23 protein-coding genes are annotated in these 20,977 nt (G+C 70.5%); 14 read left to right on the forward strand and 9 right to left on the reverse strand.

All coding sequences use genetic code 11. The features are described 5' to 3' along the window. Positions 1-3: 3 nt before the first annotated feature. Both FVQ89_RS02190 and FVQ89_RS02195 read right to left on the reverse strand, forming a co-directional pair. Positions 4-933 (reverse strand): carbohydrate ABC transporter permease, encoded by a 930-nt coding sequence (locus FVQ89_RS02190; protein ID WP_147900283.1) that lies wholly within the window; start codon positions 931-933, stop codon positions 4-6. Beyond that, a complete protein-coding gene (locus FVQ89_RS02195; protein ID WP_147900284.1) occupies positions 930-2,240 on the reverse strand; it encodes an extracellular solute-binding protein in 1,311 nt (436 codons plus the stop codon). Before FVQ89_RS02195 ends, FVQ89_RS02190 begins: the two co-directional genes overlap by 4 nt. A gap of 440 nt (positions 2,241-2,680) precedes the next feature. Here FVQ89_RS02195 and FVQ89_RS02200 point away from each other — a divergent pair, with 440 nt between their 5' ends. Genes FVQ89_RS02200 through FVQ89_RS02225 form a run of 6 tightly spaced genes read left to right on the forward strand, consistent with a single transcriptional unit; the run spans position 2,681 to position 9,187 of the window. Next, positions 2,681-3,880 carry a mandelate racemase/muconate lactonizing enzyme family protein gene (locus FVQ89_RS02200; protein WP_147900285.1) on the forward strand — a complete coding sequence of 400 codons (1,200 nt, stop codon included), beginning with the start codon at positions 2,681-2,683 and terminating at the stop codon, positions 3,878-3,880. A 35-nt stretch (positions 3,881-3,915) separates the two neighbouring features. After that, positions 3,916-4,683, forward strand: coding sequence for a FadR/GntR family transcriptional regulator (locus tag FVQ89_RS02205; RefSeq protein WP_147900286.1), 768 nt, complete (start codon positions 3,916-3,918; stop codon positions 4,681-4,683). After that, the gene (locus tag FVQ89_RS02210) at positions 4,680-5,576 is read left to right on the forward strand and encodes a hypothetical protein (RefSeq protein ID WP_147900287.1); all 897 of its coding nucleotides are present in this window, start codon (positions 4,680-4,682) and stop codon (positions 5,574-5,576) included. Before FVQ89_RS02205 ends, FVQ89_RS02210 begins: the two co-directional genes overlap by 4 nt. Next, positions 5,573-6,295, forward strand: coding sequence for an SDR family NAD(P)-dependent oxidoreductase (locus tag FVQ89_RS02215; RefSeq protein ID WP_147900288.1), 723 nt, complete (start codon positions 5,573-5,575; stop codon positions 6,293-6,295). Before FVQ89_RS02210 ends, FVQ89_RS02215 begins: the two co-directional genes overlap by 4 nt. A 7-nt stretch (positions 6,296-6,302) precedes the next feature. Beyond that, the gene (locus FVQ89_RS02220; protein WP_147900289.1) at positions 6,303-7,166 is read left to right on the forward strand and encodes an SMP-30/gluconolactonase/LRE family protein; all 864 of its coding nucleotides are present in this window, start codon (positions 6,303-6,305) and stop codon (positions 7,164-7,166) included. A gap of 41 nt (positions 7,167-7,207) precedes the next feature. Beyond that, positions 7,208-9,187 (forward strand): glycogen debranching N-terminal domain-containing protein, encoded by a 1,980-nt coding sequence (locus FVQ89_RS02225; protein ID WP_147900290.1) that lies wholly within the window; start codon positions 7,208-7,210, stop codon positions 9,185-9,187. Here FVQ89_RS02225 and FVQ89_RS02230 read toward each other — a convergent pair. The 3 genes from FVQ89_RS02230 to FVQ89_RS02240 form a co-directional block, all read right to left on the reverse strand. Further along, positions 9,163-9,810: a GNAT family N-acetyltransferase gene (locus FVQ89_RS02230; RefSeq protein ID WP_147900291.1), complete on the reverse strand. Its 648-nt coding sequence runs from the start codon at positions 9,808-9,810 to the stop codon at positions 9,163-9,165. The two genes, FVQ89_RS02225 and FVQ89_RS02230, sit on opposite strands and share 25 nt — an antisense overlap. A gap of 212 nt (positions 9,811-10,022) precedes the next feature. Beyond that, positions 10,023-11,333 carry an adenylosuccinate synthase gene (locus tag FVQ89_RS02235; RefSeq protein ID WP_147900292.1) on the reverse strand — a complete coding sequence of 437 codons (1,311 nt, stop codon included), beginning with the start codon at positions 11,331-11,333 and terminating at the stop codon, positions 10,023-10,025. 129 nt (positions 11,334-11,462) lie between these two features. Further along, entirely contained in the window at positions 11,463-12,107 is a 645-nt protein-coding gene (locus FVQ89_RS02240) for a TrmH family RNA methyltransferase (protein ID WP_147900293.1), read from the reverse strand. An 84-nt stretch (positions 12,108-12,191) separates the two neighbouring features. Between FVQ89_RS02240 and FVQ89_RS02245 the strand changes: the two genes are divergently transcribed. Genes FVQ89_RS02245 through FVQ89_RS02260 form a run of 4 tightly spaced genes read left to right on the forward strand, consistent with a single transcriptional unit; the run spans position 12,192 to position 14,781 of the window. Further along, entirely contained in the window at positions 12,192-12,560 is a 369-nt protein-coding gene (locus FVQ89_RS02245) for a helix-turn-helix transcriptional regulator (protein ID WP_147900294.1), read from the forward strand. Continuing rightward, positions 12,557-13,027 carry an SRPBCC family protein gene (locus FVQ89_RS02250; RefSeq protein ID WP_147900295.1) on the forward strand — a complete coding sequence of 157 codons (471 nt, stop codon included), beginning with the start codon at positions 12,557-12,559 and terminating at the stop codon, positions 13,025-13,027. Before FVQ89_RS02245 ends, FVQ89_RS02250 begins: the two co-directional genes overlap by 4 nt. Positions 13,028-13,062: 35 nt before the next feature. Next, positions 13,063-13,935 (forward strand): site-specific DNA-methyltransferase, encoded by an 873-nt coding sequence (locus FVQ89_RS02255; protein ID WP_147900296.1) that lies wholly within the window; start codon positions 13,063-13,065, stop codon positions 13,933-13,935. Positions 13,936-13,995: 60 nt separating this feature from the next. Further along, the gene (locus FVQ89_RS02260; RefSeq protein ID WP_147900297.1) at positions 13,996-14,781 is read left to right on the forward strand and encodes an HAD-IIA family hydrolase; all 786 of its coding nucleotides are present in this window, start codon (positions 13,996-13,998) and stop codon (positions 14,779-14,781) included. Between the two features lie 24 nt (positions 14,782-14,805). Here the strand turns inward: FVQ89_RS02260 and FVQ89_RS14665 are convergent, their stop codons facing one another. Next, the gene (locus FVQ89_RS14665) at positions 14,806-16,230 is read right to left on the reverse strand and encodes a septum formation family protein (protein ID WP_147900298.1); all 1,425 of its coding nucleotides are present in this window, start codon (positions 16,228-16,230) and stop codon (positions 14,806-14,808) included. A gap of 8 nt (positions 16,231-16,238) precedes the next feature. Next, positions 16,239-16,793 (reverse strand): orotate phosphoribosyltransferase, encoded by a 555-nt coding sequence (pyrE, locus tag FVQ89_RS02270; protein WP_187264861.1) that lies wholly within the window; start codon positions 16,791-16,793, stop codon positions 16,239-16,241. 56 nt (positions 16,794-16,849) lie between these two features. Between pyrE and FVQ89_RS02275 the strand changes: the two genes are divergently transcribed. Next, positions 16,850-17,689 carry an exodeoxyribonuclease III gene (locus tag FVQ89_RS02275; RefSeq protein WP_147900300.1) on the forward strand — a complete coding sequence of 280 codons (840 nt, stop codon included), beginning with the start codon at positions 16,850-16,852 and terminating at the stop codon, positions 17,687-17,689. Here the strand turns inward: FVQ89_RS02275 and FVQ89_RS02280 are convergent. Beyond that, entirely contained in the window at positions 17,686-18,084 is a 399-nt protein-coding gene (locus tag FVQ89_RS02280) for a RidA family protein (protein WP_147900301.1), read from the reverse strand. The genes FVQ89_RS02275 and FVQ89_RS02280 overlap by 4 nt on opposite strands. Before the next feature lie 108 nt (positions 18,085-18,192). On the opposite strand from FVQ89_RS02280, the gene FVQ89_RS02285 reads away from it, so the two are divergent. Both FVQ89_RS02285 and FVQ89_RS02290 read left to right on the forward strand, forming a co-directional pair. After that, the gene (locus tag FVQ89_RS02285) at positions 18,193-18,639 is read left to right on the forward strand and encodes a DUF2510 domain-containing protein (protein ID WP_187264862.1); all 447 of its coding nucleotides are present in this window, start codon (positions 18,193-18,195) and stop codon (positions 18,637-18,639) included. Positions 18,640-18,730: 91 nt separating this feature from the next. Next, on the forward strand, positions 18,731-19,552 hold the full coding sequence (locus FVQ89_RS02290) for an alpha/beta fold hydrolase (RefSeq protein WP_147900303.1): 822 nt from the start codon (positions 18,731-18,733) through the stop codon (positions 19,550-19,552). 6 nt (positions 19,553-19,558) lie between these two features. Here the strand turns inward: FVQ89_RS02290 and FVQ89_RS02295 are convergent, their stop codons facing one another. Then, positions 19,559-19,933, reverse strand: coding sequence for a VOC family protein (locus FVQ89_RS02295; protein WP_147900304.1), 375 nt, complete (start codon positions 19,931-19,933; stop codon positions 19,559-19,561). Between the two features lie 84 nt (positions 19,934-20,017). Between FVQ89_RS02295 and FVQ89_RS02300 the strand changes: the two genes are divergently transcribed. Continuing rightward, positions 20,018-20,974 (forward strand): YafY family protein, encoded by a 957-nt coding sequence (locus FVQ89_RS02300; protein ID WP_147900305.1) that lies wholly within the window; start codon positions 20,018-20,020, stop codon positions 20,972-20,974. Positions 20,975-20,977 lie beyond the last annotated feature (3 nt).

A 20,977-nucleotide genomic window follows, 5' to 3' on the forward strand; every position in this document is an offset into this window, starting at 1 on the left:
GGGTCAGTCCTCCTGGATGCGGAACGCGCGGTTCTGCAGGACGGTCAGGATGCCGATGAACACGAACAGGAGCACGGCGAGCGCGGCACCCGGTCCGAGGTTCGAGGTCGAGAACGCCTTGAGATACACGAGGTAGTCGATCGTGGTCGTGTCGTATCCCGGGCCGCCGGCCGTCATGACGAACACGAACCCGAAGAGCGAGCTGAAGGTATAGAGCACGTTGATGATGAACACGAACCCGAGGACCCGACGGATGTTGGGCAGGGTGATGTACCAGAGTCGCTTCCACCATCCGGCGCCGTCGAGGGCGGCGGCTTCGTAGACCGCGGGGTCGATCGCCTCGAGACCGCTCAGCAGGAGCAGCGCCTGGTAGCCGAATCCGGACCACACGAGGGCCAGGATGATCACCATGATCGCGAGCGATCCGTTCGTGAAGAACTCGATCCGCTCACCGCCGAGGCCGACGACGATCGTGTTGACGACGCCGTAGTAGCCGAACAGCTGCTTGAACATCACACCGATGACGACGGCGGAGAGCACGTTCGGGAGGAAGAAGATCACTCGGAAGTACTTCCACCCGCGGATCCGCTCGAACATGAGAACCGAGACGATCAGCGCGAGGAAGATCACGAGGGGAATCGACACCAGGAACTTCAGGTTGTTGATGAAGACGGTGTGCACGAGCGGATCGGTCAGCAACTGCACGTAGTTGTTGAGGCCCACCCACTTGAACGAGATGCCGTTCGTCTTCGTGAACGAGATGTAGAGCGCGAAGAGGGTCGGATACAGCATGAAGCCGACGACGACGACGAGCGCGGGGAGCACCGCGAGGAACCCGACGGTGCGCTCGCGCCGCTTCATCGCCGACTTGCGCGGCCGGGGCGCGGCGGCCGGGTGACCGGCCGCCGCGCCCGCTTTGTGGACGAGGGTCACTGCTGCTCCGCGTCGAGGGCCGCCTGGAGCTGCTCTACGGCGCTGTCCGGAGTCGTCGTTCCGAGGAACGTGCTCGCGTTGAGGCGGTAGAACAGGTCGATCACCGCCTGCGGCATGACGTTGTCGAACGGGTAGACGAACGTCTCGATGTTCTGCAGCTCAGCCGCCTGCTCCTGCAGGAGCGGGTTCTGGATGACGCTCGGGTCGGCCGACCGGCTGTTCGACGGCTCGACCTGGTACATCTCCACGTACATGTCCTGGATCTCGGGCTGCGCGAGGAACTTCAGGAACTCCTCGGCCTCCTCCTGGTGCTTGGAGTAGTTGGTGACCGAGACCGCCACGTTCGGGCCGCCCGCGGCGACCGAGGTGTAGGCCGAGTCCTCCGGCATCGGGATGAAGAAGACGCCCGGGTCCTTGATGTTCTCGGTCACGACGACGTCGTCCCACATTCCGGAGAAGTAGTAGAGCTGGTCGCCCGCGAGGTAGCCCGACAGGTTGTCTCCGTTGGAGACCTCACCGGCGTCGGGGTTCGTGAGACCGTCGGCGTAGAGATCGGCATAGGTCTGGTAGGCCGCCGCCATCTCCGGGCTGTCGATCTTCGTGTCTCCGCGGTACATGTCGGTGAAGGCCGAGCTGCCGAGCTCGCCGCCGGCGAGAGCCGCCACGACCCAGGCGCCGACGTAGCCCTCGAGGTTCGCGAACCAGATCGGAGCGGCGCCGGTTGCTGCGGTGTACTCCTCGCCGATCTCGAGCATCTCCTCCCACGAGGTGGGCTCCACGTCGGGGTCCATGCCGGCGTTGCGGAGGCGGTCCTTGTCGTAGAAGACGGTGAAGTACGAGCCGGAGCCGTACGGGAGCGCGAGGATCGCGCCGTCGGTGTCGTATCCGGCACGGACCGTGTCCCAGCCGGTGATGTCGTCGAGCGTCTCCTGGTCGAAGACGTCGCTCAGGTCGACGAAGAAGTCCTCGAACGAGAGCGTCGGTCCACCCGCGTACTGCACGCGGATGTCGGGGCCGTTACCCGCGATCGACGCGGCCTGGAACTGGGCGGCGTTGGCGCTGATGTCACCGCCCTGCTGCACGATGTCGATGGTGATGCCGGGGTTCTCGTCCTCGAACTTCTCGGCCGCGGCGTGGAGGAACGAGTTGTCGCCCACCGAGCCGTCCTCGTTGTTCTTGGCGAGAAGTCCGGTGTCCCACACCACGATCTCGACCGGGCCGTCCGTGTCGTCGCCGGAAGAGCATGCGCTCAGACCAGCGATGACGCTGAACGTCAGGAGCATCGCCCCCGCTTTGCGAATCTTCATTGCTGTGTGTCCTTCCTCAGGGTGACGTCGACCCGGGCCGACGCGGATATGCGCACACGTTCGGTGGAGCGTCTGCGATGACGCTCACCTGCCGTCGCACGCGGGTGCGGCACATCGGGTTGTGTGCCGACGAGGGTGGGGGAGGCATGAGGCGCGACCCGGAAGCGCACGGAGCAGCGCGGTTGCGCCTCTCTACGTGAATCCGGTGACATCGCCGTCCCTCAGCTTCCAGTTCGGGGCGGCTGTTCGCCACCACGTTCCGACATCATTAGATCATACCTAGCGCGATTTGCGACAGATTTCTACCCTGAATTGGTCCATAGTGATCGAGCACAGCCGTGCTAAGGTCATACCAATCACCGATGCGGGCGCACCACCCAGCTCCGCAAGTACCGTCCGCGCGGGGGATCGTGTCCCGCCAACGAAGGCAGCAGCACAGCATGAACATCGACTCCGTGGATTTCTTCTACGCCGCGATGCCGCACGTCACCTTGGAGGCTGACGGCAGCCAGGACGCCCTGCTCGTGCGCGTCACCGCCGGCGGATACATCGGCTGGGGCGAATGTGAGGCGTCGCCCCTCACCTCGATCGCCGCGTTCGTCGCACCCCGATCGCACGGTGTGTGTCAGCCCGTCTCGGCGAGCGTGCTCGGTGAGCGCCTCGACGGCCCCGAAGACATCGCGCGGATCGCCGCGCTCGTCGAGCGCAACAGCATGGACCTCCTGCAGGCCGCCCACACATGGTCGGGCATCGAGATCGCCCTGTGGGACCTCCTCGGCCGCATGCGCGAAGAGCCCGTGTGGCGCCTCCTCGGCTACACCGAGAACCACCCCAAGACCCCGTACGCCTCGATGCTCCGCGGCACGACCGCACAGGACACCCTCGAGCGCGCCCGCGCCGCCCGTGAGCGCGGCTTCCGCGCGGTGAAGCTCGGCTGGGGCGGATACGGCGAGGGCTCTGTCGCCGACGACGCGGATCACGTGGCCGCGGCGCGCGAAGGCCTCGGCGACGACGGCGTGCTCCTCGTCGACGCCGGACAGGTCTGGGGCGAAGACGTGGAGGCGGCGGCCGCGCGACTCGACGCACTCGAGGCATCCGGAGCCGTCTGGCTCGAAGAGCCCTTCCTCCCTGACGCGTTCGCCGCATACTCGGCGCTCGCATCCCGCGCCCGGACCGTCGGCATCGCCGGCGGCGAGGGAGCCCACACCCCGCAGATGGCGGAGAACCTCATCGACTTCGGCGGCATCAGCTTCGTGCAGGTCGACACGGCGCGCATCGGCGGCATCGGGCCGGCCCTGCGGGTCGCCCGCCACGCCCAGGCGCGCGGGGTGACGTTCGTGAACCACACCTTCACCTCGCACCTGGCGCTCTCGGCCTCGCTCCAGCCGTTCGCCGGGCTCGCGGATCACCGCATCTGCGAGTTCCCGGTCGAGCCCAAGCAGCTCGCCCTCGACATCTCGGTCCAGCACCTCGCCCTCGACGCGAATGGCGAGATCCGCGCCCCCGACGCTCCCGGTCTCGGCATCGACGTCGACCTCGACGCGATCCGGCCCTACCTGCGCGAGGTGGAGATCCGCATCGACGGGGCCCCGGTCTACGCGAGCCCGACGGCGACGGCTAACGTGAGGAAATCCGCTTAACCGCCCCGCGGTACCGCGCTCACGAGAGGTTCCTCATGGCCGAGATCGTTTCCGACCGCAGCACCGGCTACGCCATGCGAGGCCGCCAGGGCGAGATCATCGACGCCATCGGCCGGCAGATCATCAGCGGACGCTACCGGCCGGGCGACCTCATGCCCCGCGAAGCGGAGCTGACGGAGGAGCACGAGGCCAGCCGCACCTCCATCCGCGAGGCGATGCGCGTGCTCGCCGCGAAGGGGCTCGTCGACATCCGCCAGAAGGTCGGCACGCGCGTGCGGCCGCAGGACCTCTGGAACGTCTTCGACACCGACATCCTGCGCTGGCACAGCGATGTCGGGCTCGGCGAGGTCGTCATGCGCGACCTCGTCGAGGTGCGTCAGGTGATGGAGCCGGCCGCTGCCCGCCTCGCCGCCGGTCGCGCGGGCATGGCCGACCTGCGCCGGATCGCGGATGCGCTGCGCACGATGGACGCCTCCACCGACTCGGTCGAGGCGTACGCGCACGCCGATGTCGAGTTCCACCTCGCCGTGTACGCGGCGACCCACAACGTGCTCATGCGGCAGTTCGGCAACGTGATCGCCGACTTCATGTACCTCACCTTCACGATCCAGCAGGAGGTCGCCGACCCCGCCGGACTCGTCGACGACGTCGCGAGCCACGCCGAGATCTACCGCGCCATCGACCGCGGCGAGGGCGAGAAGGCGGCGGAGGCGATGCTCGACGCCGTGCTCGAGGGCAAGAGCTCGCTCATCGCCGCGCTCGGCGGCGAGCACGAGCGCAGACCCGGCTCGGACACGACGTGATCGAGCTGACCCGCGGCGGCTGCGCCGCACGCATCCTTCCTGAGGAGGGCGCCGTGGCGGCCTCGCTGCGGGTCAGCGGACATGACGTGCTGAGCACGACCCGCGTCGCGGGCGAGGCCGAGCGCGCCCGCCCGGTCGCCGTCACCGAAGACGACTGGGTGCGTGCGTGGCGCGGCGGATGGCAGCTGTGCTTCCCCACCGCGGGTCAAGCCGACACCTCCGCGGCGATCGCACAGGGCTTCCACGGGGTCGCCTCGCAGGCCGCGTGGCAGGTGCTCGCTCAGGACCGCACACGCGCGTGGCTCGCGTGGGAGGGCGATAGGATCGGGGCGCGCCGCAACTGGACGCTCCACGAGGACGGCCTCGAAGCGCGAACCGAGGCGTGGAACGCCGGCCCCACGCCACGACGCGTCGCCATCGCCGAGCACCTCGTGCTCGGGCAGGACGTGCTCGCCGGTGCGCTCGAGATCGTTCCCCCCGAGGGCACCCGGGTCGCGCCGCTCGACTACGCCGGCCACCCCGCGGGCGATGCGCTCGCCTGGCCGGGCGAAGCTGATGAGGCGTGGGCGAGCGTCGACGAGCGCACCCCGGCCCGTGTCGCCGCGCTGACCGTCCCCGTGCCGCGATCGCTCGGGATCCGCGGAGACCACGTCTCGGTCGAGGTCTCGTGGGAGGGCGACGCCTTCGCCCACGCGCTCCTCTGGGAGGAGCTCGGAGCCACCCCCGATCCCCCGTGGGACGGCCAGGTGCACGCGCTCGGCATCGAGCCGACCACGACACCGCACGGAGCGGGCACCGCCCACGACGTGGGGATCCTCGAACTCGCTCCGGGGCAGCACATCCGCTGGAGCTGCCGGCTCCGCGTCCGCTGGCAGGAAGGAGACGCCGCATGACCACCCTGCGCACCGTGGTGACGGGAGCCGCGAGCGGCATCGGGCACGCGATCGCCGCACACCTCACCGCGCGCGGAGATCACGTGCTCGGCATCGACCGCGCGGCGGCCGACGGCATCGTCGCCGCCGACCTGGCCGACCCGGCCGCGCGATCCGCCGCGATCGCCGAGGCACGCGAACGACTCGGCGGCATCGACGTGCTCGTCAACGTCGCCGGGGTGTGGCGGGCGGGCTCCGTGCTCGACTCGGGCCTCGACGACTGGCGCGCGCTCTGGGCCATCGACCTCGAGGCGCCCATCGAGCTCACCGCGCTCGTCGCGCCCGGGATGGTGGAGCAGGGCTTCGGGCGCATCGTCAACATCACGAGCGTGCACGCCCGCTTCGCGCAGCCGAGCGCCCTCGCCTACGCCGTCGCGAAGGCCGGACTCGAGGCCGCCACCCGCTCCGCCGCCTTCGACCTCGCCCCGCACGGGGTGCTCGTCAACGCCGTCGCACCCGGATTCGTGCGGACCCCCATGAGCCTCCTGCCCGACGGCGTCGACGAGACCGACACCGACGAGTTCCGCGCCCAGTACCTCGACTCGGGGCGGCTGCCGCTGCGTCGAGGCTCGCTGCCCGAGGAGATCGCGCCCGCTGTCGCGTTCCTCGCCTCGCGCGAGAACAGCTACACGACCGGCCAGGTGGTGACCGTCGACGGCGGTCTCACGACAACCTTCTAGGACCACCATGACGATCGATGCGACCCCGCTCGCGGTGCTGGAGGGACTCGGTTTCCCGGAGGCGCTGCGCTGGCGCGACGGCGCACTCTGGTTCAGCGACATGTTCCGCGGTCGCGTGATGCGCTGGACGCCCGGTGAGCCTGCCGAGACGGTGCTCGATCAGGCATCCGGCGGACCGGAGGTGCCCGGCGGGATCGGGTGGCTGCCGGGCGGTGGGGGGCTCGGCGGCGACCTGCTCGTCGTCGACACGGGTGGGCGTCGGGTGCTGCGCCGCGGATCCGACGGCACGGTCACGACGCACGCCGACCTGAGCTCCTTCATGGAGCACCCGGCGAACGACATGCACGTCGACCCGGACGGCACGGCCTGGGTCGGCGGCTACGGATTCGACCCCGAGACGGATGCGCCGCGCGCCTCCCGCCTCGTGCGCATCGATCCCGACGGCACCTGCGCCGAGACGGCCGCCGAGCTCGTCTTCCCGAACGGCTGCGAGCGCGCCGCCGACGGAACCCTCGTGGTCGCCGAGACCTTCGCCGACCGGGTGTCGGTGCTCGACGCCGAGGCGTCGGTCCGGCTGCGCGAGGTCGCCCTCGCACCCGGCGCAGGCCCCGACGGGCTCTCGATCGGACCGGACGGCATCGTCCATGTCGCTCTCGCTTTCGCGGGTGAGGTCGTGAGGATCGGCGCCGACGGTCCCCGGTCGATCCATCGAGCTCCCGCGATCCCCGACGGCCCGGGAGCCGGGCCCGTCGGCTGCTACGACTGCGCCGTCCATCCCGACGGCGACCGCATCGCCATCGCGATCGCGAGCCTCGACGAGCCGCTCGCGGCGCGCGTCGATACCGGCCGCATCGTCATCCTCCCCCTCTGACCTCTCTGACCGACCTCAATCCCGCCCTCCCGAGGAGTCCCATGACCACGCCTCCGCTCCAGCCCCTGCTCCACGACGAGCTCGTCGTGCTCCGCGCCCCGACCCAGCTGTGGTCGGCACCCGACGGATCGATGGGCGCACGCCCGATCCACGGCGTCGCGTTCTCGGATGTGCGGCTGGTGCGCGAGCTCGACGTCCGCGTCGGCGGTGCCACCGCCGAGCACCTCGGGACGAGCGTCGACGCGGCCGACCACGTGACGATCCACGCGCTGCTGCGTCAGCTCGACGACCCGACGCCCGATCCGGGCGTGCGGCTCGCGATCGACCGGCGCGTGGGGCCGGAGGACTGGAGCGAGACGCTCACCGTCCGGACCCGTCACGACCAGCCGGTCACCGCCCGCATCGAAGTGCTGATCGAACCGGACGCCACCTTCGTCGACGCACTCAAACAGGGCGTCGCCGCGGGTGCGGCACCCGAGGTGACCCTCGACGGCGCACGCGCAAGCTGGTCGGGCGACGGCGTGAGCGCCGCACTCGACGCGGAGGGGTTCGCGCTCGCCCTCGACGGGCACCGCATCCGACTCACCGCCGAACTGGCCGTGCCCGCACGCGGATCGGCGTCGGTCTCATGGCGCATCGGCTTCACCGACGCGGGCGGCGCCGTGCGCGGCACCCACCTGCCGCGCCCCTGGGGCGACCCCGACCTCTCCGGCACCGACCCGCGCCTCGCGCGCTGGGGGGCGCGCGCGCTCGACGACCTCGACGCCTTGCGTATGACCCTCGCCGTGGACCCCGAGCGGCAATTCCTCGCCGCGGGCGCGCCCTGGTTCTTCACCCTCTTCGGCCGGGACTCCATCTGGGCCGCCCGCCTGCTGCTGCCGTGGGGCGTGCGGCTCGCGGGCGACACCCTGCACGTGCTCGCGCGGCTGCAGGGTGGCCAGCGCGACGACGCCACGGCTGAGGAGCCGGGCAAGATCATGCACGAGATCCGCCGCCAGAGCCTCGTGGTCGACGACGGCACCGTCCTGCCGCCGCTCTACTACGGCACCGTCGACGCGACGCCGCTCTGGGTGTGCCTGCTGCACGAGGCGTGGCAGGCGGGCCTCGCCGAATCGGAGGTGCGTGAGCTGATGCCCGCGCTCGAGGCAGCCCTCGGGTGGATGCGCGACCACGGCGACGCGGACGGCGACGGCCTGCTCGAGTACATCGACCGCTCCGGTCACGGCCTCGCCAACCAGGGGTGGAAGGACTCGGGCGACAGCGTGCAGTGGCGCGACGGGCGTCTGGCCGAGGGACCGATCGCGCTCTGCGAGGTGCAGGCGTACGCCTACCAGGCGGCCCTCGCGGGTGCCGAGCTGCTCGAGCGGTTCGGCGGGGCGGATGCGGCGGGTGCGTCCGCCGAGGATCGCGCCGCCGGATGGCGTGCCTGGGCTGCGCGCCTGCGCGAAAGGTTCCACGAGGAGTTCTGGATCACCGACCCGGCGATCACGGGCGATCTGGGACCGTACCCGGCGATCGCCCTCGATGCCGCGAAGCGCCCGGTCGACACGGTCACCTCGAACCTCGGGCACCTGCTCGGTACCGGTCTGCTGGACGCGGAGCAGTCGCGCCTCGTCGCAGCCCGACTCGGATCGCCCGTGCTCGACTCGGGCTACGGCCTGCGCACGATGTCGACGGACTCGGCCGGCTACTGGCCGTTCAGCTACCACGGCGGATCGGTGTGGGCGCACGACACGGCCATCGCCATCCGCGGGCTGGTCGCCGAGGGGCACCTCGACGTCGCCGGGTCGCTCGTGAACGGGCTCGCGGCGGCGGCCGAAGGGTTCGGCTACCGGATGCCGGAGCTGCACTCCGGCGACCCGGCGAGCGAGACGGCACGGCCGATCCCGTATCCGGCGGCCTGTCGCCCCCAGGCGTGGTCGGCCGCGGCGGCGCTCACCGCGCTCACGGCCGCGCGTGCAATCGACGCGGCGGAGGCGGGCGGCGAGGGCGAGGCTCAGGCGGAGGGCATCGAGCGGTAGAGCACGGGACGCTCGCCCCAGTCCTCGAGGCGGCGCTCCAGCCCGGCGCGCACCTCGGGCCACTCCTCGGCGAGCACCGAGAAGACCGCGGTGTCGCGCCACGTGCCATCGGGGCGGCGCTGGTCGCGGCGGTGCACGCCCTCGAAACGCGCTCCGAGCTTCTCGATCGCGGCGCGCGAGCGGGAGTTCACCGAGTCGGCCTGCAGCTTCACCCGGCCGAATCCATGCTCGAACGCGAGGCCCAGCATGAGCAGCTTCGCCTCGACGTTCACCTGGGTGCCCCACACCCGGGGCGAGTAGGCGGTCCAGCCGATGTGGGCGGTCTGGTTGGCGAGGTCGAAGTCGGCGAGGCTCGACGCCCCCACGATTTCGCCCGCATGGGGACCGGAGATGAGCCGCACGACGTAGGTATTGCCGCGCTCGTGCGGGAAGTACCCGGGCGCCCACTCGGCGAAAGCCGCCTCGTCGGCGGGCAGCCCCGCGGGTCCGCCGCCGTATCCGCCCGCGAAGACTTCGGGGTGGCCGAGTGCCGCCCAGAGGCCGGGCAGGTCGTCATAGCTGAACGGGTCGAGCCGCACGAAGCGGCCGACGAGCGGCTCGCGCTCGGGCTGGGTCGCATCCACCCCACCATCATCCCGTGTCGGCGGCACCCTCCCGCGCGCCGATGTCACCCGCCGTCGGATCACCGGGCTCATCGCCCCCTCATCCCCGAAATGCAGGAGATCCGCCCTCCGCTGACCGCGGATCCGGGATCCAGGCCCGTTCGCGGCAAGAATCTCCTGCATTTCTGAATCGAGGCAGGGCGAGCGTCGCGGGAAGCGACCGGATGACCCCGCTAGATGAGGTCGTGGCGCACGACGATCGCGTCGCGGCCGGGGCCGACGCCGATCGCCGACATCCGCGATCCGGACATCTCTTCGAGCGCGACCACGTAGTCCTGTGCCGCCTTCGGGAGGTCGGCGAAGCTGCGCGCACCGGTGATGTCCTCGCTCCACCCCGGGAGCTCTTCGTAGATCGGCGCGGCGTGGTGGAAGTCGGACTGGTTCACCGGCACCTCGTCGAAGCGCGTGCCGTCCACGTCGTAAGCGACGCAGACCGGGATGCGCTCGAGGCCGGTGAGAACGTCGAGCTTCGTGAGCACGAAGTCGGTGACTCCGTTGACGCGGGCCGCGTACCGGGCGATCGGGGCGTCGTACCAGCCGGTTCGGCGCGGGCGCCCCGTGGTCGTGCCGAACTCGAATCCGGCGCTCCGCAGGAACTCGCCCGCCTCGGCCGTGTAGCTCCACTCGCCCTCGCGCGCCAGGAGTTCCGTGGGGAACGGGCCGGAACCGACGCGGGTCGTGTAGGCCTTCACGACCGCGATGACCCGGTCGAAGCGGTTGGGTGCCACGCCGGATCCGGTGGCGGCGCCGCCGCTCGTCGCGTTGGAGCTCGTGACGAACGGGTAGGTGCCGTGGTCGACGTCGAGCATGGTGGCCTGACCGCCCTCGAAGAGCACTGTCTTGTCGGCGTCGAGCGCCTGGTTGAGCACAAGGCCGGTGTCGGCCACCATCGGGCGCAGGCGCTCGACGTACGAGAGCAGGTCGTCGACCACCTCGTCGACCGCGATCGCGCGGCGGTTGTAGACCTTCAGCAGCAGGTGGTTCTTCTGGTCGAGGGCGCCTTCGACCTTCTGACGCAGGATGTTCTCGTCGAAGAGGTCCTGGATCCGGATGCCGACGCGGTTGATCTTGTCGGCGTACGCGGGGCCGATGCCGCGGCCGGTGGTGCCGATCTGACGCTTGCCGAGGAAGCGCTCGGTGACGCGGTCGATGGTGCGGTGGTACGCGGTGATCACGTGGGCGTTGGCCGAGACGAGGAGCTTGGAGACGTCGACGCCGCGAGCGCTGAGCGCTTCGAGCTCATCGAAGAGCACCTCGATGTCGACGACGACGCCATTGGCGATCACGGGCACCACGCCCGGGCTGAGGATGCCCGACGGCAGCAGGTGCAGCGCGTACTTCTGGTCGCCGACGACGACGGTGTGTCCGGCGTTGTTGCCGCCGTTGAACTTGACGACGTAGTCGACGCGATCGCCGAGCAGGTCGGTCGCCTTGCCCTTGCCTTCATCGCCCCATTGGGCGCCGATGAGCACGATCGCGGGCATAGCTTCTCCCTCGGGACGCGGACGGGATTACACCCCACCCTATCGGCCCGCGCTCCCGCGCGGCGCTCTCTCCCCTGAGGGGTCGCAAACTGCGCCAGACACGCCGTGTCTTGGACAGTTTGCGACCCCTCAGGGGAGGGAGGGCGGGGCCGCGTGGGCGCGGATCCATTCGTGCATGACGATCGCGGCGGCCGCGGCGGCGTTGATGGAGCGGGTCGATCCGAACTGGCGGATCTCGACGTGCGCATCCGCGGCCGCGACCGCCGCCGCCGTGAGCCCCGGGCCCTCCTGCCCGAACAGCAGCACACAACGCTCGGGCAGAGCGAACTCGTCGACCGGCACCGCGCCGTCCGTGTTGTCGACCGCCACGATCGGCAGCCCCCGCTCGCGCGCCCACGCGACGAGGTCGTCGATCGTCGGATGCTGCAGCACGTGCTGGTAGCGGTCGGTCACCATCGCCCCGCGCCGGTTCCAGCGCCGGTTGCCGACGATGTGCACGGCCTCCGCCGTGAACGCGTTCGCGGTGCGCACGATCGAGCCGATGTTGAGGTCGTGCTGCCAGTTCTCGATCGCCACGTGGAACGGATGCCGGCGCCCATCGAGGTCGGCGACGATCGCGTCGAGACGCCAGTACCGGTACCGGTCGACGACGTTGCGCGTGTCGCCGTGCTCCAGCAGCTCCGGGTCGTACCGCGGATCGGAGGGCCACGCCGCGGGCCCACCCGGCCAGGGCCCGACCCCTATCGGTGCCCGATCCGACTCGCCCGCATCCACGCCCCGAGCGTACGGGGCTTGACGGATACCGCACACGCGCCTATCTTACTCAACAGATCAGTTGATCAATGGTATAGTTGAATAGTGGATGACGAGAGAGACCCCGAGGACCAGCTGAACCGCGCGTTCCTCGCCCTCGCCGACCCGGTGCGACGCACGATCGTCGCCCGCCTCAGCACGGGGCCGGCCACGGTCAACGAGCTCGCCGAGCCGTTCGACATCACCCTCCAGGCGGTGTCGAAGCACATCCAGGTGCTCGAGCAGGCCGGGCTCGTGAGCCGCACCCGCGACGCGCAACGCCGCCCGGTGCATCTCGAGCCCGCGCGGCTCGAACGGCTCACCGCGTGGATCGACCGCTACCGCCTCGACGCCGAGCGCCGCTTCCGCAGCCTCGACACCCTCCTCGCATCCGCCGACGGCGGCACGACCGCCACCAAGGAGAAGGAGAAATGAGCAACGCCCTGAAGGTCACCGCCCCCGAGGGCCTGCCGTACGTCGACTTCGAGCGCGAGTTCGACGCCCCGGTGAGCGCCGTCTTCAACGCCCACCGCGACCCTGCGCTCGTCGCCCAGTGGATGGGGCCCGACCGCTACGGCACCGAGATCGGCGAGTGGGACTTCACGAGCGGCGGGCGCTGGAGCATGACGAACATCGACGGCGACACGCGCTACGAGTTCCGCGGCACCTTCCACACGGTCCGCGAGAACGAGTTGGCCATCCAGACGTTCGAGTTCCTCCGGGTGCCGGACGTCGTCAGCATCGAGTCGCTGCGCTTCGTCGAGGTCGGCGGCGGCCGCACGCGCCTCGTCGGCCACGCCGTGTATCCGAGCATGGAAGCTCGCGATGGCATGGTCGCCGCCGGGATGGAGGGCGGCATGAGCGAGGGCTATGACAAGCTCGACGCGCTCCTCGACGCCTGACCGGGCGCGGGCATCCGGCCTGTTAATCTCGCCCCATGCCCACCGACCCGACCTGGGATCCGGGCTCGTGGGATGCCGCGAGCCCGGACACGGTCGTGTTCGGCGACAACCTCGAAATCGCCCGGGCGCTGCCCGATGAGAGTTTCCGCCTCGTTTACCTCGACCCGCCCTTCAACACCGGCCGCACTCAGCGGCACCGCGCGATCCGCACGGTGCGCGACGCCGAAGGCGACCGCGCGGGCTTCGGCGGCGAGCGCTACCGCACCGTCGTGCAGACGCTCTACGGATACGACGACCGCTTCGAGGACTACTGGGGCTTCCTCGAGCCGCGCCTGGCCGAGGTGTGGCGGCTGCTCGACCGGCGCGGCACGCTCTACCTGCACCTCGACTACCGCGAGGCCCACTACGCGAAGGTGGCGCTCGACGCGCTCTTCGGACGCGAGAGCTTCCTCAACGAGCTGATCTGGGCGTACGACTACGGCGGCAAGTCGAACCGCCGCTGGCCCGCCAAGCACGACACGATCCTCGTCTACGTGAAGGACCCCACCGCGTACTACTTCGACAACGCCGCCGTCGACCGCGAGCCCTATATGGCGCCTGGGCTCGTCACCCCTGAGAAGGCGGCCCGCGGCAAGCTCCCGACGGATGTCTGGTGGCACACGATCGTCACGACCAACGGCCGCGAGCGCACCGGCTACCCCACGCAGAAGCCGGAGGGCGTGCTGCGGCGCATCGTGCAGGCCTCCACGGCGCCGGGCGACGCCGTGCTCGACCTCTTCGCGGGCTCGGGCACGACCGGCGCCGTGGCGAGCACCCTCGGCCGGCGCTTCCTGCTCGTCGACGCCAATCCGGATGCCGTCGAGGTCATGCGATCCCGGCTGCCGGAGGCGCGATTCCTTACCGCCTGACACGACCCGGATGCGTGGGAGCCACGGGGCGTCGACAGCTGACGCCGATACCCTGAGCACATGAATCCGCGTCACGACGCCCGCCCGCACATCGAGAGCTGGCTCACCGACATGGACGGCGTGCTCGTCCACGAGAACAAGGCACTCCCCGGCGCTCCCGAGCTCATTCACCAGTGGGTCGAGTCGGGCACGCCGTTCCTGGTGCTCACCAACAACTCGATCTTCACGCCGCGCGACCTGGCCGCGCGCCTTCGCTCATCCGGTCTCGAGGTGCCCGAGGAGCGCATCTGGACCAGCGCGCTCGCGACGGCCGAGTTCTGCCGCAGCCAGATCCCCAACGGCTCCGCGTTCGTGATCGGCGAGTCGGGTCTCACGAACGCCCTGCACGAGGCCGGCTTCGTGTTGACCGAGACGAACCCGGATTTCGTGGTCGTCGGCGAGACGCGCAACTACTCGTTCGAGGCGATCACCAAGGCCATCCGCCTGATCATCGGCGGCGCCCGCTTCATCGCGACGAACCCGGATGCCACGGGCCCCTCGGCGGATGGCGTGCTCCCGGCGACCGGCGCGATCGCGGCGCTCATCACGAAGGCCACCGGCAAGGACCCCTACATCGTGGGCAAGCCGAACCCGATGATGTTCCGCTCGGCGATGAACAAGATCAACGCCCACTCGGAGACCACCGCGATGATCGGCGACCGGATGGACACCGACGTGGTGGCGGGCATCGAGGCGGGCCTGCACACGGTGCTCGTGCTGACGGGCATCAGCGACCAGTCCGAGATCGAGCGTTACCCGTTCCGTCCGGACGAGATCCTGCACGGGGTGCACGAGCTGCTGCCGTGAGGCCGTGCGCCGTGTCGCGGGACGTCATTCCGCGGACGGCGCCACCGATCCGCTGAGCGGCTCGCCCGACGAACGGCTCACAAAGCAGAAGATCGACCGTTCACCGTCGTTCCATTGCTCCTCGGTCACCGGGTAGGTGCCCTGAATCTGCAGGTCGGTGTAGTCGCGCGCCGCGGCGAGGTCGACCTCGTCTCCGTCGCAGAGCTTCGCGGCCTTCTTCTGCAGCGCCTCGACGCCGGGCCACGGATCGTCTTCGACGGATCCCTCCTTCGGCAGCACGAGCTCGCGCACGACGAGCTGCGCCGGATGCGCCTCACCGCAATCGACGACGGTGAACTCCTCGGCCCAGGGGTCATCGAAGGGGTCGAGGCATTCGCCGCCGAGCAACTCATCCCACGCCCACAGCCCGGGCGCCACCGGCCCAGCAGGCAGCGCCGTCGGAAGCGGAGTCGGGGTGGGGGTGTCGCTGGGGGTCGGTGTCGGCGTCGGCGTCGCCGCGAAGATCGCCGGAAGTCTCGTGCCGAGGAGGAACAACGCCACGAGTGCGAGGATGGCGACCGCCCCGACGGCCACCCCCAGCAGCACCTTCTGGGCCGGGGTGATCCCCGTGGGCGCACTCTCGGAGCGGCCGGCCCGCGGCGAGCGGGCCGCACGCACGGGGGGTTGCTCCGCCTCGTAGTCGCGGAAATTGTCCTCGCCGAACAGCGAGTCGAGATCGGATGCCGTGCTCGGATCCGCGGCAAGTGACGATGCGTTCAGCCGCTCGGTCGCGGCGAGCTCGGCGAGCGCCTCGCCCGTGACGATGGGCTGCGGCACCGCCTCGGTGGGCTCGGGCTCGGGCGGAACCGCGGCCATCGCCTGCGTGGGCTGATCCCAGGACGGCGCGTCGGCCGCATCCGGTGCAACCTCGGAGAGGTGGGCGGTCTCGAACGGCATCGGCGACTCGGGGGCCGCTCCGGGCGGCTCGGCGCCCTCGAGTGCGGGCTCCACCGGCGGGGTCCAGGCGACGGTCGGTGGCGGCTCGACGGGTGGCGGCGTCCACGCGAAGGTGAGGGGCTGCGGGGGCTCCGAAGGTTCGATGAGCGCCGGCGGCTCTGCGGATGCTGGCGTTGCCGGCGGCACAGGCGGGGCCGGAGGGGCGGCCGCGGGCGGCGGCACGACCGGCGGTGTGCTCGCACTTGGGCGAAGCCCCCAGGCGAATCCGCCGGGCTGGCCGGGCGCGGGCGGCTCGGATGCGGGCTGCTGCGGTGCGGGGGGCCCAGACGGTGCGGGCGGCCCAGACGGCGCGGATCGCTCGGACGCGGGCGTCGTCTGCTCCGGCGTCGCCGCCGCGCCACGCCTCTCGGTCGGCTCGCCCTTCCCGTCGTCCTCGTCGTGCGCCCCGAACTGCGCGGCGAGCCAGTCGCTGCCGGACTGCTGCTCGTCGTCGTCGCCGTCGCGCGGGCTCATCGGCGCCTCTACTGCGGTTCGAGGCCGAGGTCGGCCAGTCGGATGGCGGCGAGGTACGGGTATCCGGCGGCTTCGATGCGCTCCTGCGCGCCGGTGGCCCGGTCGACCACCACGGCCACCGCGACGACCTGCGCGCCGACCTTCTCGAGCGCCTCGATCGCCTTGAGCGGCGAGCCGCCGGTGGTCGAGGTGTCTTCGAGCACGATGACCCGCTTGCCCTCGAGGTCGGGACCCTCGACCTGCTTGCCGCGACCGTGGTCCTTCGGCTCCTTGCGCACCACGAACGCGTCGTATGCGAGGCCGCGGGCCGCGCCCTGGTGCAGGACGGCCGCGGCGATCGGGTCGGCGCCCATCGTGAGCCCTCCGACCGCATCCACCTCCGGCACCTCGGCGATGAGGTCGACCATGACCTGTCCGATGAGCGGTGCGACGCGGTGGTCGAGGCTCACCTTGCGCAGGTCGATGTAGTAGCTGGCCTTCTTGCCGCTCGTGAGCGTGAAGTCGCCGTGGAAGACGGCCTCGTCGGTGATGTGCTCGATGAGCTGGGTGCGGGGGTCGGTCACGCACACCAGATTAGGGTGCGCACGGCCGGATCGGACGCTGGCGCTAGCGTTGGCCCATGCGCATCGCGACCTGGAACATCAACTCGATCCGCACGCGGCACGCCCGCGCCATCGACTGGATGGTGCGGGAAGACGTGGATGTCGTCGCCTTCCAGGAGATCAAGTGCACGGAGGCGCAGTTCCCGTTCGCGGCGTTCGAGGATGCGGGCTACGAGGTCGTGCTGCACGGGTTGAACCAGTGGAACGGGGTGGCGATCGCGGCGCGGCACGCGATCGAGGATGTGGAGGTCGGGTTCCCCGGCCAGCCCGGATTCCTGAAGGGGCATGAAGGCACCGACCTCCCGATCGAGGCGCGGGCGATCGGGGCGACCGTGCAGGGGCTGCGGCTCTGGAGCCTCTACGTTCCGAACGGGCGCGGGCTCGACGACCCGCACTACGCCTACAAGCTCGACTGGCTCGCGACGCTCGCGGGCGACGTTCACGACTGGCTCGACCAGGACCCCGAGCTTCCGCTCGCGCTGATGGGCGACTTCAACATCGCGCCGCTGGATTCGGATGTCGGCGATCCGACGTTCGTGCAGGGCGTCTCGACCCACATCTCGCCGCCGGAGCGAGCCGCGTTCGCGGCGTTCGCGGCGGCCGGTCTCGCCGACGTGGTGCGGCCGATCCGTCCCGAGGGCTACACCTACTGGGACTACAAGCAGCTGCGCTTCCCCCGCAACGAGGGCATGCGGATCGACTTCGTGCTCGGATCGCGCACCTTCGCCGATCGCGTGGTCGACGCGTCGATCCATCGCGAGGAGCGCAAGGGCGACGGCCCGAGCGACCACGTTCCGGTGGTGGTCGACCTCGATCTCTCGGAGGTCGATGACGACGACCGTCCGATGATCTTCTAGGCCGGGTCGGGGGCTGGGATCGCCGCGACGGCCTCGATCTCGACGAGCACCCCGGGTCGCGACATGGGCACCGCGACAACCGTCACCGCAGTGCGCACCGGCCACTCGGCCGCGCTGGCGGCGTAGGCCTCGTTCGCGTCGACGCCGACGGTGAGGAAGATCGTCAGCTTGGCGACGTGCTCGGGCGAGGTGCCCGCCTCGGCCAGCACCGCCTTCAGGTTGCGCAACGCCAGCCGGGTCTGCGGCCCGAGACCGTCCACGAGCGTGCCGTCGGCGTCGATGCCGTTCTGACCGCCCACGAAGACCAGTGGCCCCGCGGGCACGACCATGCCTTGGGCGAAGGCGGGACTCGTGAACATGCCGGGCGGATCGATGGGGGTGATGGGTGTCGTCATGGCATCAGTGTGCTCGCCGCCACCGACTGGCGCGAGGGTCCGTAGATCCGCGTGGACGCGAACCGAATCCCTGTTCACACGCCCCAGCCAAGCGGTATGGTCCCGGCCATGACCACCTCAGTCCCCGCGGGTTTCTACCCCGACCCATTCGACCCGGAGGTCTTCCGGCAGTGGGACGGAGAACGATGGACGCTCCTGGCCCGCCTCGGTCCGGACGCTGCAACCGTCAAGTACGGCGCGAAGCATGTCGGCAAAGCGGAGCCGGCACCGGGCACGTCGCCCCGGAGCAGCGACACCTCGCAGCGTCGTGCCGACACCGCAGGCACGGATCGCGCGGCCGGTACCGCGGCGGGCAACCGAGTACTCGTGGGCGCAGTGCTCTGGGCAATCATCGCGACGGTGGTCGGCTGCGTTTACATCTTCGGCACGCAGGATGTCGTCTACAGCGACGACGCCGGGATTCCAGACACCGGTGCGCAGATTGTGCGAGGGATCGGGTGGCTCATCATCGGGTCGGGAGTGCTCGGCGTCATCATCGCCGCATCCCGCCGCTGATCGCGGTTCCGGTGATGGCAAAAGTCAGCAGAGCCGCGTCAACGCGGACAGACCCCTGTCGCCCAGGGCGGCACGCGCCTAGCCTGGGGGCATGTCCCCCGTCGCCCACGCATCCGGTGCCGCGCTCGCGTTCGATGTCGCAGGCCCGGACGATGCGCCCGTCGTCCTCTTCGTGCACGCGGGCGTCGCGACGCGCGCGATGTGGGATCCGCAGTTCGACGACCTGGCGCGCGACTACCGCGTGATCCGGTACGACACCCGCGGGTACGGCGACTCACCCGGCGATGCGAACCCGTATTCGGAGGTCGAGGACCTCGTGGCGGTGCTCGACGCCGCCGGAGTCGAGCGCGCAACCGTCGTGGGCGCCTCGCGCGGTGGTGGGTTCGCGCTCGACGCTGCTCTCGCCCATCCGGATCGGGTTTCGGGTCTCGTGCTCATCGGCGCCGCTCCGAGCGGGATGTCCGACGACGACATCGTCTACACCGAGAGCGAGCGGGAGCTGGAGCGCGCGATGGCTGCCGCGGAGGCGGCGGAAGACGTGGACACCCTCGTGCGCATCGAGGTCCAGTTGTGGGATCTCGGGCCAGATCGCGACGTCGACGACGTGGATCCCGCGTTCGTCGAGCGTGCGATCGAGCTCAACGTCGGTGCCGCCCACTGGGATTTCGCGGGGACACCGGTGCCTGCCGAGCATCCCGCGATCGACCGCCTCGGGGAGGTGGCGGTGCCGACGCTCGTCGTCATCGGCGATCACGACGTGACCGACTGCCGGGTCGCCGCCGACGTGCTTCTCGCGGGCATCCCGGATGCCGAGGAGCTGCGCTTCCCGGACGCGGCGCACCTGCCGAGCGTCGAGCATCCGGAGCGGTTCACCGCGCAGCTGCGCGACTGGCTCGCCCGACGCTCGGCGTAGCGCGCCTCAGGACGCGGGCGGCGCGAACAGGTTGATGAGCGTGCCGTCCGGATCGCGCACGATCGCCGAGCGGTTGCCCCACGGCATGGTCGTCGGCTCGAGCGCGACCTCGGCCCCGAGCTGACGAGCGCGGTCGCACGCCTCCTCGACGTCGTCCACGAGGAATTCGACGAGAAGCGGAGCTCGGCTGCCCGGTGCCGGCATCGCGTCCGCGAAGCTCGCCGTCGTCGCGACATGCCCGATCGCGAGGGTGCCCGTGTCGGCTCGGAAGACGGCGAACACCTCGCCGACGCGCTCGGGGGTGAGGCCGGTGAGCGCCTCGTAGAAGTCGGCGAGCCGGGGCACGTCGTCGGTGATGATGCGGACGGATGCGAACTGCATGCGCATTTCCTTTCGATGGTTCGTGCGGGCAGGCTAGGAGCAATACCGGTCAGCTGATGCCCGGTATGTGGAATCGAGGTTGCGATGCACCAGGCCACACGCGCCCTTGCCGTGCTCGAAGTTCTGCAGTCCGGTGGAACGCATCCGGTGACGGAACTGCGCGAGCGGTTCGCCGTCGCCGAGCGCACGATCCGGCGGGACATCGAGTTGCTGCTCGAGGCAGGCGTTCCCGTGGAGTCGGTGCGCGGGAGGCGCGGCGGCTATCGGATCACGCCCGGATATCGCACGCCGTCGCTGCTCTTCACCGACGACGAGGCGCTGACCACGGTGGTCGGCCTGCTGCTCGCGGGGGAGGCGGGGCTCCTGCGCGACGCCGACGGCGCGGCCGCGAGCGCCGCCGCCAAACTCAGGCGCACCCTGCCGCCTGCCCTGCGACGGCGGGTCGATGCCCTGCTGACCTCGGTGGCCGCGACGGGATCCGCACTTCCGACCACCCCCGCCGCAACCCGCACGGTTCTCGATCTCGCCGACGCCGTGCGGGAGCACCGCGAGGTGCAGCTGGTCTACACACGGGGTGACGGCACCCGCCTCGATCGGATCGTGCGACCATATGGCGTGGTGGCACATGATCGCCGCTGGTACCTGGTGGCGGCTTCGGTCGACGACGATGCGCCCCGCGTGTACCGGATCGACCGCGTGCTCCGTCAGCGGACACGTGACGCCGTCTTTCGGGCCCCCACCGGGTTCGATGCGCGATCGCACCTCATCGCGAGCCTCGCGTCGGTGCCGCGCGCCCACCGCGTCGAGGTGCGGGTCGCGGCACCGCTCGAACATGTGCTGCGGCGCTTCCCTCCCGGAGTTGCCGAGGTCGAGGAGGCAGGGGACGGCTGGTGGCGCATCGTTCTGCAGGCCGAGCGTCTCGATTGGGTGGCGGCGGCGATCGCCGGGCTCGGCAGCCCCCTCGTGATCGACGAGCCCCCGCAGCTCCGCGATGAGCTGCGCGTGCTCGCCGCGCGACTGCATGCGGCAGCCGAAGCCTAGGCG

Source organism: Homoserinibacter sp. GY 40078, assembly GCF_008017545.1.
Classification (GTDB): Bacteria; Actinomycetota; Actinomycetes; order Actinomycetales; family Microbacteriaceae; genus Homoserinibacter.

Excerpts from the sequence above, each read along its gene's own strand:
- FVQ89_RS02205 (WP_147900286.1), top strand. The coding sequence starts at position 3,916 with ATGGCCGAGATCGTTTCCGACCGCAGCACCGGCTACGCCATGCGAGGC.
- FVQ89_RS02215 (WP_147900288.1), top strand. The coding sequence starts at position 5,573 with ATGACCACCCTGCGCACCGTGGTGACGGGAGCCGCGAGCGGCATCGGG.
- FVQ89_RS02275 (WP_147900300.1), top strand. The coding sequence starts at position 16,850 with ATGCGCATCGCGACCTGGAACATCAACTCGATCCGCACGCGGCACGCC.
- FVQ89_RS02280 (WP_147900301.1), bottom strand. The coding sequence starts at position 18,084 with ATGACGACACCCATCACCCCCATCGATCCGCCCGGCATGTTCACGAGT.
- FVQ89_RS02220 (WP_147900289.1), top strand. The coding sequence starts at position 6,303 with ATGACGATCGATGCGACCCCGCTCGCGGTGCTGGAGGGACTCGGTTTC.
- FVQ89_RS02200 (WP_147900285.1), top strand. The coding sequence starts at position 2,681 with ATGAACATCGACTCCGTGGATTTCTTCTACGCCGCGATGCCGCACGTC.
- FVQ89_RS02225 (WP_147900290.1), top strand. The coding sequence starts at position 7,208 with ATGACCACGCCTCCGCTCCAGCCCCTGCTCCACGACGAGCTCGTCGTG.
- FVQ89_RS14665 (WP_147900298.1), bottom strand. The coding sequence starts at position 16,230 with ATGAGCCCGCGCGACGGCGACGACGACGAGCAGCAGTCCGGCAGCGAC.
- FVQ89_RS02250 (WP_147900295.1), top strand. The coding sequence starts at position 12,557 with ATGAGCAACGCCCTGAAGGTCACCGCCCCCGAGGGCCTGCCGTACGTC.
- FVQ89_RS02295 (WP_147900304.1), bottom strand. The coding sequence starts at position 19,933 with ATGCAGTTCGCATCCGTCCGCATCATCACCGACGACGTGCCCCGGCTC.
- FVQ89_RS02235 (WP_147900292.1), bottom strand. The coding sequence starts at position 11,333 with ATGCCCGCGATCGTGCTCATCGGCGCCCAATGGGGCGATGAAGGCAAG.
- FVQ89_RS02195 (WP_147900284.1), bottom strand. The coding sequence starts at position 2,240 with ATGAAGATTCGCAAAGCGGGGGCGATGCTCCTGACGTTCAGCGTCATC.
- FVQ89_RS02255 (WP_147900296.1), top strand. The coding sequence starts at position 13,063 with ATGCCCACCGACCCGACCTGGGATCCGGGCTCGTGGGATGCCGCGAGC.
- FVQ89_RS02285 (WP_187264862.1), top strand. The coding sequence starts at position 18,193 with ATGACCACCTCAGTCCCCGCGGGTTTCTACCCCGACCCATTCGACCCG.
- FVQ89_RS02300 (WP_147900305.1), top strand. The coding sequence starts at position 20,018 with ATGCACCAGGCCACACGCGCCCTTGCCGTGCTCGAAGTTCTGCAGTCC.
- FVQ89_RS02260 (WP_147900297.1), top strand. The coding sequence starts at position 13,996 with ATGAATCCGCGTCACGACGCCCGCCCGCACATCGAGAGCTGGCTCACC.
- FVQ89_RS02290 (WP_147900303.1), top strand. The coding sequence starts at position 18,731 with ATGTCCCCCGTCGCCCACGCATCCGGTGCCGCGCTCGCGTTCGATGTC.